At 63.0% G+C, this 16,841-nt stretch carries 8 protein-coding genes and 1 pseudogene; 5 read left to right on the top strand and 4 right to left on the bottom strand.

Going from position 1 to position 16,841, the window contains the following annotated elements; all coding sequences use genetic code 11:
- Positions 1-133: 133 nt before the first annotated feature.
- Positions 134-334, bottom strand: a pseudogene (locus ACFXKA_RS08235) (hypothetical protein); the annotation flags it as partial.
- Positions 335-1,441: 1,107 nt separating this feature from the next.
- Between ACFXKA_RS08235 and ACFXKA_RS08230 the strand changes: the two are divergent.
- From ACFXKA_RS08230 to ACFXKA_RS08215, 4 genes are read left to right on the top strand one after another with little or no spacing between them, the layout of a single operon-like run.
- Positions 1,442-4,723, top strand: coding sequence for an ATP-binding protein (locus tag ACFXKA_RS08230; protein ID WP_379426614.1), 3,282 nt, complete (start codon positions 1,442-1,444; stop codon positions 4,721-4,723).
- Complete coding sequence (locus tag ACFXKA_RS08225; protein WP_379426613.1) at positions 4,720-5,199, top strand: hypothetical protein; 480 nt, start codon at positions 4,720-4,722, stop codon at positions 5,197-5,199. Before ACFXKA_RS08230 ends, ACFXKA_RS08225 begins: the two co-directional genes overlap by 4 nt.
- Positions 5,196-8,120, top strand: a complete 2,925-nt coding sequence (locus ACFXKA_RS08220) for a DUF1156 domain-containing protein (protein ID WP_379426612.1) — start codon at positions 5,196-5,198, stop codon at positions 8,118-8,120. The genes ACFXKA_RS08225 and ACFXKA_RS08220 overlap by 4 nt, the downstream gene beginning before the upstream one ends.
- 2 nt (positions 8,121-8,122) lie before the next feature.
- Positions 8,123-11,485 carry an SNF2-related protein gene (locus ACFXKA_RS08215; protein WP_379426611.1) on the top strand — a complete coding sequence of 1,121 codons (3,363 nt, stop codon included), beginning with the start codon at positions 8,123-8,125 and terminating at the stop codon, positions 11,483-11,485.
- 2,263 nt (positions 11,486-13,748) lie between these two features.
- Here the strand turns inward: ACFXKA_RS08215 and ACFXKA_RS08210 are convergent.
- Entirely contained in the window at positions 13,749-14,333 is a 585-nt protein-coding gene (locus tag ACFXKA_RS08210) for a TetR/AcrR family transcriptional regulator (protein WP_379426610.1), read from the bottom strand.
- A gap of 76 nt (positions 14,334-14,409) precedes the next feature.
- Between ACFXKA_RS08210 and ACFXKA_RS08205 the strand changes: the two genes are divergently transcribed.
- The gene (locus ACFXKA_RS08205; protein WP_379426609.1) at positions 14,410-14,880 is read left to right on the top strand and encodes a cupin domain-containing protein; all 471 of its coding nucleotides are present in this window, start codon (positions 14,410-14,412) and stop codon (positions 14,878-14,880) included.
- A gap of 422 nt (positions 14,881-15,302) precedes the next feature.
- Here the strand turns inward: ACFXKA_RS08205 and ACFXKA_RS08200 are convergent, their stop codons facing one another.
- Both ACFXKA_RS08200 and ACFXKA_RS08195 read right to left on the bottom strand, forming a co-directional pair.
- A complete protein-coding gene (locus tag ACFXKA_RS08200) occupies positions 15,303-16,253 on the bottom strand; it encodes an alpha/beta fold hydrolase (RefSeq protein WP_379426608.1) in 951 nt (316 codons plus the stop codon).
- A 16-nt stretch (positions 16,254-16,269) separates the two neighbouring features.
- Entirely contained in the window at positions 16,270-16,809 is a 540-nt protein-coding gene (locus ACFXKA_RS08195) for a YceI family protein (protein WP_379426607.1), read from the bottom strand.
- Positions 16,810-16,841: the final 32 nt, after the last annotated feature.

Below are 16,841 nucleotides of genomic sequence, written 5' to 3'. Positions count from 1 at the left end.
CCCGCAGGGGGTGTTTAGTGTCCCTGCACCAGCCAGCCAGACAGCACCTCGAAAACCACTGGTCGACGGGGCAAACAGGGGCGGACAGACAGGGGCGGACCGATGTCCGCCCCTGTCTGTCCGTACTCGCCACTTACCAGTTCGGATTGAGCAAAGATGTCGGGAGGCAGTAACTTTGGGGTTGAAGGTAAGCCTGCTGTCGGCGGCGGTGGTAGGTCCTCTCGATCCAGGTGACAATCGCGATGCGCAATTCCTCACGGCTGCACTAGGTTCGGCGATCGAGGACATTCTTCTGCGGGAGTGCGAAGAAACCCTCCATGACGGCATTGCCACCGGCCTATCGGGTAAACAAGTGGCCGCTTCCCGGTAGGGTCGAATTAGATTCGGTTATCCGGCTGATCGTTGGGCGATGGCGATGTCGAGACGGGCGATAAGTTTGTGGTGGCGGTCGACAGTTAGGTGGTGTTCGGTGCAAAAGCTCGGGGCAGTGCTCGCAGACGTTAGCGTAGGGATATGCGCCCTGGGTGGGCCGCGAGGCAAAACCCTCCGCCAGACGGGATTTCAGCACGGCGCCTCGGTCCAGTCGGCACCGGATGACTGTAAGTGGCAGCGCTTAGGTGCCGGCGGGGGTGGTGGGCAGGGTGGTGAGATGGTTCTTGGCGAGGGTGAGGGCGCGTTCGTATTCTGTGCGGCCGGTGGCTTTGAATAGTTTCCCGTAGCGCAGGCTTATTTGCGCGGAGACATGCCCCGAGCAGCGCCATCAGTGACTGCAGCGAGACTCCGCGTTAGCCAGGTCGGTGGCGTAGGTGTGGCGAAGTTGGTGCGGGGGTGGACTGGTCGAGCCCGGTCGCGGTCGAGTTCGGCGCGTACACCGTTCTGCGCGAGGCGGCGTCCGTGGTGGGTAAACAGGAATTGCGCGGGTTTGCTGGTGCGCGGATGCGGTAATGGTCTTCCCGGGCTGCGGAGTTCGATGATCCGGTCGATTAGTGCGACGGTTTCGGCGTCGAGGGGGACCATGCGTTCGGTGTCGAGCTTGCCCAGGGGGACTTTCAACCAGGAGCCTTGGTCGGAGATTTCGTGGACGCAGTCCAGCTCAAGGTCCGATGAGTTCCCCGATGCGCAGTCCGATGGCGCGGGCCAGTAGCAGCGTCGATGCGGCGAGTTCGTGGTCTCGCTGGTGTGCAGGGCGGCGGTGAGTTTCCGGTTGGCGTCAGTTGGCAGGAAGCGTGACAGTGGTCGGGGGTTGGCGGGGAATATCGCTGCGGAACAACACCTTCCGTGGTGGTGCGTCGTCCCAGCCCCAGAGATGGTACACGGCGCACCACAAATGAGCTCGCCGCCGGTCCCTCGACGAAATTGTCGCCAGTCTGCTTACCATGGTGCGCGCAGGTCAAGGAGCGACGCCGCATGCACGGTGTCTGGGCAGCAAGAGGGGGAAGGCATGGCAACGTCGAGCCTGGTGGCTTTGCGGAAGGTATGTGTTCCGCGGGAGGACGTGCTCGAAGGCGGGTTGGCTGACAATCACTTCGCAGCGCAGTTGGATAAGGTGGTCCGCGACGCTGAGCACTATCCGGTGTACGGCGACGCGGAGGCATTCTTCGCGCAGACCTACCCCACGAGTGGCCTGAAGACGCTGCTCACCAAGGCCTTTGGCCGTTTGAGCGGAGCGAAGGGTGTCGCGGGGGAGAACGGCGTGCTTCGCCCGACGACCTCATTCGGTGGCGGTAAGACCCACGGTCTGACCGCTGTCTACCACCTCGCCAAAGGTGCGCGGCCGTCCAACATTACCGAGTTCCTCGACCCGAGCCTGCTTCCCGACGGTCCGGTGCAGGTCGCGGCCTTGGTCGGCGACGCCCTCGACCCCACCGCGGGCGTTGAGACCAGCGGCCATCGCACCTACACGATGTGGGGTGAGATGGCCGCCCAGATCGGCGATGACGCGTTCGCCGCGATGGAGGCGAACGACATCCAACGCACTGCTCCGGGCACAGCTACGATCAAGGCCGCCTTCGGCAGCAAGCCGACAGTGGTGATCGTCGACGAGATCGCCAAATACCTGCGTGCAGTGGCCTCGTCCGGCAGTGAGGACGTACGTCGCATGGCAGGCGCGATCCCTGTCTTCCTTGGCAACCTCTTCGAGGTCGCCTCCGACCCGACCAACAATGTCTCGGTGATCATCACCCTGGCCGCGACCACCAACGCCTTCGGCGCGGAGACAACCGAGATCAGTGAGCTGACCGGTGACGAGAAAGAGAAGGCCGACATCGCCAACGCCGCCTCTGTCAAGGCCGCGCAGGAGACCGGCGACTTGATGACCCGCGCCGTGCAGCCGAGCGCGGTAATTAAGCCGGCCGATGACAACGAGATCGGAGAAATCCTCAAGAAGCGCCTCTTCGCGTCCGTCGACGAGGACGCCGCCAGGGATGCCGGGCAAGCCTACCGAGACTTCTACGAACAGCTCGGCAAGACCGAACAGCTCGCCGGCGGTGCCGAGCACCCGACTTCCTACTCCGACCTGGTCACCAAGACCTACCCATTCCACCCCGAGCTGGTTCGTGTCCTGGACAAACGACTAGGCAACATAACCGAGTTCCAGCGCGCCCGCGGCGCCCTGAAGCTTCTGGCCGAGGTCGTGGCCAACATCTACACCACCAGCGACGACACAGCGATCATCAACGTCGGCGACATCGACTACTCCAACGAGCCGGTCCTCAACCACCTCACCGACGGCCTCGGCCGCGCCGAGTACGCGAGCGTGGCCAAGGGCGACTTCGCTTCCAATTCCTCCCACGCGGCCGCCGTCGATGCCGATGTCTTTCCTGGCAAGCCTGCCTACGCCACCCGTGTAGCCCGCACCGTGTTCACTCACTCCTTGGAGATGGTCTCCACAGCAGGGGCGAACCACAACGATTGGCTGGTTGGCACCCTGCGCCCCGGCGAGGACGCCACCATCTTCGAGAAGGCGCTGACCGAGTCGGAGAAAGTTTTCTGGCACCTGTCGTACGACGGTAACCGCTATCGCTTCAACATCGAGCCCAACGTCAACGCCATCATCGAGACCGAGAAGCGTAACGTCGCCAACACCGCGGTTTCTGCCGAAGTCGACAGCCTGATCCACAACGCGTTCGCCAACGACGGAGGCGTCACCGCCATCCATTTCCCGTCAGGCCCTGCCGAGATCCCAGACAAGGACGCGCTGCGCGTGGTCGTGCTCGACCACGATGTCGTCACTGTCGACCCGCTCCACGCCGACCAGCCGCCGACACAGATCATGGAGATGCTCGACAAGGTCGGCTCGGTCGGCACGCCACGCAAGTACCGCAACGCCTTGGTTTTTGCCCTCGCCGACGCCGGGCAGATCCACGCACTCAAGGACCGTGCACGTGCCCTGATCGCCTCCAAGAACCTCGCCGCCGACACCCACCGGCTGGGCCAGTTTAGCGAGCAGGTTCGCAAGAAGGTCGAGGCCTACGACGGGGAGGCCCGACTACAGGCGCGCATCGCGGTAACCCGATGCTTCAAGCACATCTACTACCCGGCCGATGAGAAGGCCACCGGTTACCTGCGCCATCGCGAGCTCCCCGCCCAGGCCCAGGGCGACCCGAAGAATGCCACCTCCGCAGTCATCACCCTGCTGACCGACGAGGACAAGATCCGCACCAGCCCCTTCACTGCGTCTTTCCTGCGCGCCCGCACCTGGGCCAACAAGGAAGCCACGAGCACAGCCGCAATCGCCGACTACTTCTGGTCCGACCATAAGGCCCCCATCGTCCGCAACACCTCGCTGCTTCGCGACGCGGTCGTCAACGGCGTCAACCACGACAACTGGGTCTACTACGACTCCGCCAGAGGGAAGGCATACACCTCCAACAACCAGGCTGGGATGTCGATCACCTTCAGCGCCGACACCGAGGTCATGACAATGGCCGAGGCGCACAAGCGTGGCCTGTTGATCCGCAAACCCACCCAGACCGACCTCCGCTCGGTACTCACCGGGGACCAACTCACTGGCGCCGACCTCCGCGCCCGCCTTGAGGTCGCCTGCGGCGGCGAGCCCTCCAAGACCGAGGTCCTTGACCTGCTGGCCACCGCAGTCCAGTCCAGCGAGTATGGCTGGTTCGTCGTCACCGACACTGAGCCCGCCGCCGGCGTCCGGGCGCTCTCACCCTCGGCGATCAAGGACAAGGGTCTCGACTCCCTCCACATCCTGCTCCGCGAGATCGCCGACGACATCGGCGTCGAGGTCCCCACCCGCACGGCCACCTCCAAAACCTTCACCGCGAACGGTCCCGGCGGAGCGGCAATGCAAACCCTGCTCGATGCCGTCTCCGACTACACAATTCGCACCATCTCGACCCTCACTTTGAAGGTGAGCGCAGATGCCGCGTCTGGCACGAGCGACCTCGACCTCGCCGTCGCCTCGCTCGGCATGCTGCAAAAGCAGAACATCATGGTCCGCTCGACCATCCGCGCCGAGTACAAGGGGCTCACCGGAGGCGGCATCCAGTTCCAGGGCACCGCCGAGCGCGCCGACTTCCAGATGGCCTACGGCCACGCCAAGAAGGCGCTCACCGCCGCCACTAAGGTGGTCGGCGACGTCACCCTCACCTTCCGGTTCGACCCGGCACTCGACGTCGACGACCCGCAGTTCGCGCAGATCCACGATGTGATCAAGAAGCTCGGCATCAAGAACACAACGATGACAGCGGAGGTGACCAAGTGACCGCGCCCCCACGCGCAAGGACCATCCCGGGCCGACGGCCTTCCACCGTCGACGGTGTCCGCGGTTTCTGTCTCATCGTGAAGCCTGGGCCCGGCGAGACGTACGGCCTCACAATCGAGGAGACTTATGGCGAGGTCGCCTCTGTCCTCGCCGCGGCCGTCGTCACCCTTGCTCCGCAACAAACGGCCCGCGTCGTCGATGCCCTCTTCGCTGCCGTGAAGCGATCGGGCCACCAGTCCAGCGTGTTGGCCTTCACCCGCAAGGCACCTATCCGTCTCACCGAACCCGACGGCGTACGCCTGGCACTGATCCTGCTGGCCACCCAGCCCATCGCCAAGTATGAGCGCGTCCGAGCCCTCGTCGCCGGCATCAACGCCATGAGCACCGAGGAGACCTACTACTGGTACTCCAAGTGCATCGGCGTCGATGCAAACCGGGCCCGCAAGGCCCTCCGCACCCTCCTCTCTGACGATTGAAAGGACCCGACCTGAGCACCAAGCCGCGCGTTCTCATCGAGGACTGGCTCCCCGTCGCCGAGCTCGGGATCGAGTCCCGCCGCGAACGCGGCGCCGCCTCCGCGCTACCACCGCTCTCCTTCCTCCATATATGGTGGGCCCGCCGCCCCCTCGTCGCCTCCGCTGCTGTCGCCCTCGCAGGTGTTCTGCCCGCGTGGTCCGAGGAGCTCGCGCTGGCGTTTCCCGACGCCGTCGAACTCCAGGACGAAGCCGCCTACCGCCGCTGGCTACTCCACCTCATTGGCATATGGGGTGACCCAGTGCGCGGGCGGAAGGTCATTGACGCGGCTAACGCCGCAGGCGTGAAGCTCCAGGGCAACGGCTACGGCTATAGGCAGGCATTCCGCAACCCGATCCCGCGCAAGGACATTGACCTTCTCCACGCGGTGCTCATCCATACCTGGGGCGAGCTCCCGATGCTGGCTGACCCCACCGCCGGTGGCGGCAGCATCCCGTGGGCGGCTTCTCGCCTGGGGCTCCCGGTCGTCGCCAACGACCTCAATGGTGTTGCCGCTAGCGTGCTCAAGGCTGGCGTCGAGATCCCCGCGACTAGGGGGCTCGACCTAGTACCGGAACTAAAGAAGTGGGGGCAGGTGCTTGTCAAGCGCGTCGAGGAGCGGCTCAAAGAGTACTTTCCGCTCCAAGGCGGCGAGAGCGTCATCGCATACATCTGGGCCAACGCCATCCCCTGCCCTCGTACCGGCCGCCTCGTACCGCTCTTGCCCGACAAGTGGCTCCGCAAGACCGCAGGCAAGGAAGCAGCCGTCCGGATGCTCACGGAAGTTGACGGCGTCGAGCTCGCCGAGCCGATCTTCGAGGTCGCCCTCGGCAGGGACGTCGACAAGGCTGACGCCTCCACTGGCACTACCGCCCGGGGCAAAGCCATCTCGCTATACGACAACCTCGTCATAGAAGGCGACGACATCAAGCAGGCCGCCCAGGTCGGCCAGATGAAGCAAGTCCTGTACGCCGTCGCCATCCGCAAGCCTTCGGGTGAACGCACCTTCCGCACCCCTACCCAGACCGACCTCGAGGCCATCGCCGCCGCTGAAGCCAAGTATGCCGAGGTCAAGGACCCCTGGCTCACCACCGGCATCCTGCCGAGCGAAGCGATCCCTGACCTGATCCCCAAACACGAGATCCGGCCCTACGGCTTCACCTACTGGACCGATATGTTCACTCGGCGGCAGGCGCTCGTCCAGGGTGTCTTTGTCGAGGAGTTCGCCAGCCTCGAAGCCGAGGTCCGCAAGGAACTCGGTGAAGACGCCACCGATGTTTTGTTCCAGTTGGCTTTGATGCAGGGTAAGGCTCTGAACTGGAACTCGCGCATGTCGTCTTGGGACGTGTCGCGTCAGAAGATGCGCAGCGTGTTCGACCGCCATGATTTCTCATTCAAGTGGACCTTCGCCGAGTTCGAGGGTGCTCGCGCGCTCTTCTCGTGGTGCCTCGACCAGCTCATCGACGCTTATGGCGGCATTGCGCGCCTACTCGATGAGACCGGAGTCTCGCCAGCGGACGCCAATGATCGATTGCCGCGAGAGGTAACGGTGCTGCAGGGAAGTGGCGCAAGCCTTGCCCTCCCTGATGGCGCTGCGACCCACGTGTGCATGGACCCGCCGTACTACGACAACGTGATGTACGCGGAGCTGGCCGACTACTTCTATGTTTGGGAGAGGCGCACTCTCGGCCGGTTGGTTCCCGACTACTTCCACGACGACCTTACCGATAAAGACAACGAGGCTGTCGCCAACGTCGCCCGCTTTCTGACGATGGGCAAGCGTCGCCAGGAGCTCGCCGACCTCGACTACGAGACGAAGATGACCAGTATCTTCGCCGAGTGCCGCAGGGTCCTCGCTAGCGATGGTGTGCTCTCGGTGATGTTCACGCACAAGAAGGCGAATGCGTGGGACACCCTTGGCATGGGTCTTCTGCAGGCAGGGTTCACAATTGAGACCTCATGGCCAGTCAACACTGAGACTGCGGTGGGGCTCAACATTAGGGCTCTCAACTCAGCCCAGTCGACGATCATGCTGGTGTGCCGTAAGCGCGAAGACCGTCAGGGTGACACGAAGGTCTATCTCGATGACATCGAGCAAGACGTTCGTCGTGCAGCTCGTGACGCAGCGATGCGTTTCCAGCATGACGGGATTGAGGGCGTCGACCTGTTGCTGTCGACGTATGGCCCGACACTCTCGGTGATTTCGCAGAGCTGGCCGGTCTACTCCTCGACCCCTGATGAAGATGGCCGTGACAAATTACTGCGTCCCGAGGAAGCCCTGGCCCTGGCACGCGAGGAGATCGTGGGCCTGCGCCGTTCCCGCCTGGTCGGTAAGGCGGCGAAGGTCGACACGCTCACTGACTTTGTGCTGCTGGCCTGGGACACCTTCGCTGCCCGTGAGTTCCCGTTCGATACCGCCCGCCTCTTGGCGCTCGCCGTTGGTGGGCTCGACGTTGACGAGCTTGAGCGGGCCAAGGTGGTCGCGAAGTCTTCGGGCAACGTCGCCTTGCTCACTCCGAGCGAGCGGGTGCGGCGCGGCGGCGACTCAGACGCTCCGGGCGTGCGGCCCGAGGCCGCCTCGTTCGACTACATCATCGACGCGGTCGACACGACCCTGTATATCGCCGAGCATGATGGCATGCCGGCGGCGAAGCGATTCCTCGACAAGCACGATTACATCAACGACGCAGGGTTCATCTCCACCCTGCAGGGTCTGGTGAACGCGATGCCGCGCACCAAGGTCAAGGGAGAGTGGGTCGTGCCCGACGCCGGGCGCCTCGACACCCTGTGCACGCTCTACTTTCCCGACGTGACCCTGCCGGAAGCCACAGACGTGGCCACGTTGGTTGAGGACAAGCCCGCCGCGCTCTTCGAGTTGGAGTGAGGTTGGCCGAGCACGACGATGCTCTGTTTCCCGGTGTCGCCGCCAAGCCGGCGGCACCGGCGCAGGATGTTCTGTTTGACCACGATCCTGCCACGGCCAAGGATTCGTTCCGCAACGTGATGCTGAAGGCGATGTACTCGCCAGACGCCGCACCGTTCAAGACGTTCTACGAGCCGCTGCTCTCCAGGGCCATCGCCTACGACCGTGCGGTCGGCTACTGGTCCGGGGCAGAGCTGCAGTTTGCCGCGCAAGGCACGGCATATTTCATCGCCGGTGGCGGGGTGATGAGACTCATCGTCGGCGCGCAGCTTAGCAAAAAGGACGTCGACGCCGTGCTCTCCGGCACTCCGCTCGACGATGTGGTCGCCGGGCGTCTACTAGCTGACCCCGGTCTGGAGGGCACGAAGATCGTGCACAACGAGCACCTCAGCGTGCTGGCCTGGATGGTCGCCAACGACCGGCTCCACATCCGGGTCGGCATCCCGGTCGACAAGAAAGGCCGGCTGCTCACCCACCAGGAGTCGGGCCGCTACTTCCACACCAAGTACGGCATCTTCACAGATCGTTACGGCCACAAGGTCGCATTTAGCGGCTCCAACAACGCCTCGGTCACCGCGTGGGTGAAGAACCACGAGACCTTCGACGCCTACCGCTCCTGGCGTACCGAGTCTTGGGAGGACTACGGCGCGCCCAAGGAGCGAGCGTTCGAACGGCACTGGCGCGCCAACCCCGACGAGGGTTGGGCGATCATTGACCTGCCCGCCGCCGTCCGGCAACACCTGATAGAACACGCTCCCGACACTCCGCCGTTCCCCTTCGACACGCTCGTGCCGCAGTCGAAGCTTGAGGAGCCCGATCACGAGGCACCGCCCGTCGACACGGACGTCGACAGGCAGGCGGCCTGGGACGAGCTGGTAGCTCTCCGGGATGCGCCGAAGATGTCCGCGTGGACTGGCGTAGGTACGGCGTGGGCTCAGCCGCTGCCGCACCAGGCAGAGCTGATACACCGGGTGGTGTCGACGTACCCACGCGGCTATCTCTTCGCCGACGAGGTCGGTCTCGGCAAGACCGTCGAGGCAGGCATGGTGCTACGTGAGCTCTTCACCTCCGGCCGTGCGAAGAAGGCGCTGCTGCTGGTGCCCGCCTCGGTGATGAAACAGTGGCAGGAAGAGCTCCACGAGAAGATGAACCTCGACGTCGCCCGCTACGACAGGGGTGGCTTCATCGACCGGTTCGACCAGCCCATCGCGACGGGTCAGAAGACGAACCCGTGGTCAGCCTTCCCGATCGTGCTCGCCTCCTCCCACCTCGCTCGCCGCCGTACACGCCGTGCCGAGATCCTTGATGCCGGACCATGGGATGTCGTCCTCGTCGATGAGGCTCATCACGCCCGTCGCCGCGGCTCCAACGCGACCGACACTCCCAACTCCCTGCTCGCGCTGCTCCTGGAGATGAAGAAGCGCGACCTGTGGCGTGCTCTCTACCTCGCTTCGGCGACCCCTATGCAGATGCACCCCCACGAGGCCTGGGACCTTATCGAGCTCCTCGGGCTACCGGGCAAATGGGGTGAGCTGGCGTACTTTTTCACGCAATACTTCACCTATCTCGGCAACCCACCTGACAGGCGCGGCTGGAAGCTCATCTGCGACATGCTGGCTGACTACTTCTCCGACCCACTCGCCGAACACGACTACGAACTGGAGCAACAGGTCAACGACGCACTCGGATGGGCCGACGCGTGGACGGTGACAGGAATGGCAGGCAACCCACCCTCATCTGACCTCACGATGCAGTTTCCTAACGCCATCTCCGAGTGGATGGATAAATGGGCGCGCCGCCATACCCCGATACGTGATCGAGTCTTCCGCAACACCCGAAAGACCATGCGGGCCTACCAAGAGGCAGGCATCATCCCTGCATCGATCGTCATCCCGCACCGGCACGTCACCGACGAGTTCATTCCGCTGGCGCCGAACGAGCGGATGTTATATGACCGCATCGAGGAATACATCCGGCGCCACTACAATGCCTACAAATCCGACAAGGCGACCAACGCGCTCGGCTTTATCATGACCATCTACCGGCGCCGGCTAACCTCCTCCTTCGAAGCGATCAGGCAGTCCCTGCAACGCCGCCTCGACGTACTCGAGCAGGGCAAGAGCCTCGTCGATCTCCTTACCGACGACGACGGCACCGATCTGGAGAACTCCCTCTTCGACCCCGAGGCCTTCGACGTTCGCGCCGACCGCCTCAAGAAGGAGATCGGCGAGCTCCGCTCCTTCCTCAACGACCTCGGCGATATAACCGGCGAAGACACCAAGGCCAAGAAACTCGTCGACGACCTGGCCGAATCATTCAAAACGTACGACTCCGCAGTGGTCTTCACCCAGTACGCCGACACCATGGACTACGTGCGCGAGCGCCTGCTAGCCGCCGGCTACTACAGACTTGGCTGCTATTCCGGCCGCGGAGGCGAGATCTACGATCCCGAGGCAGGAGAATGGAACCCGGTCAGCAAGGCCGAGATTAAAACCCGATTCCGCAGCGGCGATATTGAGGTTCTGATTGGCACCGACTCTATGAGTGAGGGCCTCAACCTGCAGACGTCAGGCCGTCTCATCAACTACGACATGCCCTGGAACCTGATGCGCGTCGAGCAGCGGATCGGCCGCATCGACCGAATCGGCGCTACGTACGAGCACCTCCAGATCAGCAACTATTTCTATGAAGACACCATCGAGGAGCAGGTCTACAAGGGCATCAAAGAGGACTATGCCGACTTCACCAACATTCTCGGTGGCGCCGCTCCAGTCCTCGGCACCGTCGAGAAGGTCATCGAAGACCTCGTTCTTGCCGCGAACCTCAGCGACGAAGCGATCGCCAGCGAGATCGCTGGCATCCGAACCCAGATCGACGACATCAACAACCAGCCCGTCAGGAGCGACGACCTCGGCACCCCCGACGAGGACTTCACCGTCAAGGTTCCGCCGGACCTAGTCGGAGACATCACTCCGTCAGTCCTTGCCACTAGGCTCACGAACAACCTCCTTTCAAGCCACTGGCTGACCCCGGACGACGGACGCCCCGGTATCTACAACCTCTTCCTTCCGCTAGACGGCACCCGTATATCCTTCGGACGCTCCGACGGCGCGGCGTCTATCGAGTGCTACTTGGGTCAGCTGACCACGTCCTCAGTTCCAGTGACATTCGACCGTGACATCTGGGACACCAGCAGCGACAGCGACCTTGTCTTCCTGACCTACGGGTCACCCGAGTTGCGCTCTCTCTTCCCCGCCGAGACTACCGACACCTTCCCCCCTCCAAACTCGTTGCGTAAGAAAGTAACTCACCCAAATACCGCGTAAGTGAGAATCTGAACCGGCCGCTGTCGCCAAGTCACCATCGCCCTACCAGGGGTCACAACGGCTGGTATTGATGGCGTTCCATCAGCGGGCGGATGCCTGTTGATGGGGCGGGCTCGTCGGCGGGAACGTCACGTCGTGTGCCAGAAACTCTCCAAAAATTCATGTGGTATCCCTGTTTCGTCGGGATGACTGGGATTCTCTCGAATCTCGCCGGTTCAATCGGATCTACTGGCAGTCAACGGTTTTCAAGTACTCCTTGACTTTCGGTAGATGCCCGGGATAGTTGACGCCTCAACCACTCGCAGATGCCTAGTTTCGAGTCGCCGAAATTGGCTGTGCAGGATCAAGGCGGTGCGGCGCGACGTACCCACGCCACGCCACACCGCCGCTCACCCCGCAGGCCGAAAACCAGTCGGAGATGTCGACGTTCTTGCGGCTACTCCAAGTTTGTCCGGCTGCGTGTGAACAACCCCAGAACCGTCACAAGAACGGTCACCGCGGCCTGCCACCCAGCCAGCAAGCCTGCTGCGGTGGCAATACTCACCGCCAGCAACAATACAATTAGCGGGTGAACCCGAGAGTCTTTTGGGTCCGAAGAATGGACGTCTCGGTTCTCTGTAGTCGGCGGTAGGCTCATTGCGCCTGCACATCCTCTCTCTGGCGGAGACATGTTGGGTCCGCGGCGCTACTCGTTCGCATCGAGTAGGGCCGTTTCTGCCGAGAACGCAGGCTGGAAAGGCAAGGATCGTTGTCCCGCAGGTCCTTCCGCGATCGGCAACCCAAAGGCTAGAACGAGTAGCGACGACTAAAACAGGTACGGAACCGGAACGCTGCTAGCGCGGATGTGGCCTAAAGCGACCATTCGGTCCAAGCTGGAGTGTGGCTGTACGCCATGACAGTTGGTTCTAATTCCCGACCACAAAGGGTCCAGAGGGTCCAGATACACCGCCGCACAGCCGCGCATGAAGGATTGCCATCTCACGGTTAAGTATTGCGACACAGTCGATCTGATGGATATCCTCGAACTTCCCCGAACCTCAAAGAGGATCGGCAGGCTCCTGGTTCGAGTTACAGATAGCCTCCAGGTCATCGTGCAGTCGGCGACGGCGTAACAGGCTGATGATGACTAGCCGCAGATCGACGGCACGCGGCGCCGAAATCCCACCCGGCAGGCCAATAGGCAATCGGGCAGCGTCAACGAGCCTCGGGCAGAACGCCAATTGCCCGACGGTCCGCCATGGATCGAGAACCGCCATCTACGAGGTCATTTGCCACATGGGCGGTTCAGGGCAGCAGACCAGGCAAGACGACAAACTGCACTCTTGCATCGCGCAAAAGGAGCACGCCGACATCCTCGCGGTGGCTTACCAGCGTCTGAATCAGTTCCTGGACAACCATCTTGGCCGCGCGTTCGATGGAAGATACTCAGCCACCGCATCATCGGCGGTGTGGTCGCCTTCCAATCGGCGCATGTACACGAAATACTCCCGGGGTGCGTCAGGCGGATTCGAAGAACTGCTGAGGTCTTTGAGCTCAAACCCGATGACCCGATCGGCTCGCAACCACCACACCCATGGATTGTGTCCGACCTGAACCCACAGCGAGCTGATCCTCGCTCCTCCCGCTACCTTCGAACCGCTCGATCGAACTGTATCCGGTGGCGCTGGCAGCCGGCGGGAACCGATCGCAGCCCTCCGGCGCCGCTGATCATGACACGGACAAGAGTGATCGATCACAACGTGAGGCAATCAGCGGCATCGGACCCACGTCCGCACGGCGTCCGCAGTAGCCTCCGATGCCGCTTATCTCATCAACGTCTCCAACGGCCGAACGTCCCAGTCAGCTCAGGCCTTTCACGCTGGTTAACAACAGCCCGATTTCCTCAAACGTCGAGAGTTGCGACCTTAAAATCCGCCAAGTGACGGTTCGAGCCCGTCCGGGGGCACTACAAAACCGCTGGTAAATCGCTCTCGGACACACCCGCTTGCATCCCCCGATACGCACCCAGCGGGACGCCGATGGCCGTCAAAAAGCGCTACTTCGAGCTGATCCGGCGGGGGCTGAAAGGGGCTGCGGCAGCACGGATCGCTGTGGTTCCTCGACGCCGGCGGGAACTCGTTCCCGACCCGACGGGAGATACCAGCTATGGTTGGCCAACAACCAGGCGCTGCTGCGTCGGAAGCGACCTAAGTCCAACAGGATTCGCGACAACGACACACTGATTCTGTTAATCCGGTCGAAAAGTATTGCAGCACAACAATATTCATGATACAGCCTTGACCAGCAGCCCGTCCGACAGCAGGGTGAGCAAGCGGCGCCAGTCGCCGCTGCCGGAGCGAATGGTGGCGGACAGTGCGCCGACGACCATGTAGACATCGGCGACGGTCAAGTCCGGACGCACCGTTCCAGCGGCCCGGTCGGATTCGATGAGCGCGCCGATGATCTCGGCGAGCTGTTCCCGCGCCGCGCCGCGCGGTTCACTACCGCGTGATTGACGGGCGGCTTCGATGGCGGCGGACAAACCACTGTCGGCCGCCAGGGTTTCGCCGACATGGGTCAGATAATCCAGCACCGCCCGGCCGGGCTCGGCGTGGTCCAGACATTCGGTGCGCGCGTATTCCTCGATCTCGGCGAAGCGTTGCGCGGCCGCGGCTTCGATCAGGTCGGCCTGGGCCGGGAAGTGCCGGTACACGGTGCCGATCCCGACACCCGCGGCCCGCGCCACCTCCGGCAGTTGGACCTGGCTTCCCCGCTCCGCGAACAGGTTTCGTGCGGCTTCCAGGATGCGGTCACGATTGCGTGAGGCGTCCGCACGCGGCTTGCGCGACGGCGACGATGGGCTTGACACTCGGGTCCCCTTCCGACCTACACTCGAAACGGATCCGGATTCCGGTTCCGTTTTTCTTGAGTCGAAGGGTACCACCATGTCCCACAATCGATTTCTGCTGCTCGACGCCGGCGCGGCCCGCCCCGGCCGCCTGCCGCTGCCGCCTGCGTTCGCCGTGAAAGCCACCACCGCCGATACCGAAGGCCGCTTCTCGCTCCTGGAAGTCACCCTCGCCCGCGATATCCCCCGCCACACCCATCACGTGGCCGACGAATGCATCTACGTGCTCGACGGCACACTCGAGGTGGAATTCGACGACCGCATCGAGCACGCCATCGCCGGAATGTTCGTCCTACTCCCCCACGGCATTCCGCACGCCTTGCGCCGCGCCTCCACACCCCCGCCCCGCCTCATCCAGATCTCGTCACCGGGCGGCTGGGAGTGCTATCTGGAGGATCTGATCGAGGCGGGGCCGGCCGTGCTCACCGCTGGCGCCCTCGACCCGGTCAAGATCAACCCGATCGCCGCCAGGCACCAAATCCGGTACGAGGAACCCACGGTGGCATAGACACCGCCGTGCCTGCACCTCCGTCTCGCATGCCCCGATTCGGGCGATATCACATCTGAAATATATGTCAGTCACTCGCGATACGCTGCGCGCGGCGGGACGGGCAATAACACCGGAGTCGACCGGTGGGACAGGGGTCCATTCCGATGATCGGTGGTCTCCTGAGTAGCCTTTCGGCTCAGAAGTAACAACGCTGCCACGGAAGCCCTTGCATGCCAGGGCTTTCGTGGCCACGCATCGTCTGCAGTAGAGCCAAGCGTGGTCAAACCCAAGCGTCACCACTGCTGAAATCCACTGGTAGGGACCGATTTACAGCATCATCAGCCCGCGCGGATATCGGACGAATAAGACCGATTGATGGTTCGGGATCAAAGCACGGTGCCGGCAGCGCCGACTGCTTGCCCAGGTCCGGCTGGACGCCCTCAACAAGCCGAGCTGAGGAATCCGGTCAGTTCCGTGGCGACCGCGACGGGATCGTCCTCATGGGCGTTGTGGCCCGCGCCTGCGAGCATTCGCAACGTCGACGTGGGGATCAGGTGTGCGAGTTGCGGTGCCTGCGAGGGGTTTATGACGCGATCCTGTTCTCCCCAGAGGATCAGGGTGCGTGCTCTGATCGTGCTTGCTTCCCATTGCACCTGGGACAGATCGAGATTGCGCGGCTGCTTCCACATCGCCGTGCGGTTCTCGTCGTGGCTCTGCGGGATCCAATAGGTGTCCGCCAGTTCCCTGGTCAGTTCCTCGGGGCGCGCATACGCATCGCGCAGTCCCGCCACGTAGATGTCCTCGGTCATCACACGCGTGGCCAGCTCGCCCAGGACGGGCGTGCGCATCAGCTGCATGTTCACATTGAGCTCGGTATCCAGAACAAGCGGTGAGATGAGCACCAGCTGATCCACCTGCGAGGGATATCGTGCTGAGAAATCCACGGCGACCGAACCGCTCAGGGAGTGTGCCAGTACGGACGCACGGGCAATGCCGACCGCCGACATGAACTGCCGCAGAGCCTCTGTCATGGCCCGCACGTCATATCCGAAATCCGCGTCGTGCAGCGTGGTGAACCCCGAACCCGGCAGGTCGACCGCATAGACAGTGTGGCCGGTGGCCAGCGCGCCGATGATGTCGCGATAGGTGTAGGACCACAGCGTGCCACCCGGCAGCAGAACGATGGGCGGCCCCTGACCCGCCTCCAGGAAATGAAAGCGGGCCACCGCGGTCTCGACGAACCGGCCGCCGTCGAGAACCGGCAAATCCGCATGGCTGTCCGCACTGGATACCGCAAATGGCATCGCCACGTTGAGGTGCAACAGGGCGATCATCGTTGACAGCGCGCCCAACCACCGGCGCCGGCGGTGCGAATTCGAGTCGATGTCCACTCGATTCTCTTTCCGCTCAAGACTTCCGGATTACGGCAACATCGAACTGCAGCACCACCTTCGGGCTGACCATGCCTGCGGCCGCCTTCCAGTGCACTCCCCAGTCCTTGCGGTCGATCGTGACGCTGCCAGTGAAGTCGATCCGGAGGGCGCCGTGCGGGTCGGTCTGAGCGCCGGTCAGCTCGAATTCCACGGTGATCGGCCGGGTGATGCCACGCATGGTCAAGTCACCGGTGACCTCGACATTCGCCTCGCCGGACTGTTCCACCCCGGTCAGGACGAATGTGATCGTCGGGTGGTCGTCGACGCCGAGGAATTTCCTGCCCACCAGATCGTCGCGCTGCCGATTGCCGGTGTCGATACTTTTCGCCTGGATCGTGAGCCGACCGCTCGATCTCGGTGGTGCGTCGAAGTCGAGGTGCGCGTTGCCGTCGAAGGTTCGGAAGTTCCCACGCACCCTGGTGGCCATTGTGTGCCGGGCGATGAAGCCGATCCGGGTGTGGGCTGGATCGAGGACGTAGTCACCGGTCAGCTCGCTGAGTTTGTTGGTTGACAAGATCTTTCACTCCTGAGGACAAATGGTTTGCT

Source organism: Nocardia sp. NPDC059228 (assembly GCF_042754245.1).
Lineage (GTDB): Bacteria > Actinomycetota > Actinomycetes > Mycobacteriales > Mycobacteriaceae > Nocardia.
The sequence above is the reverse complement of the archived record's forward strand: the minus strand, read 5'-3'. Positions and strand labels throughout refer to the sequence as shown.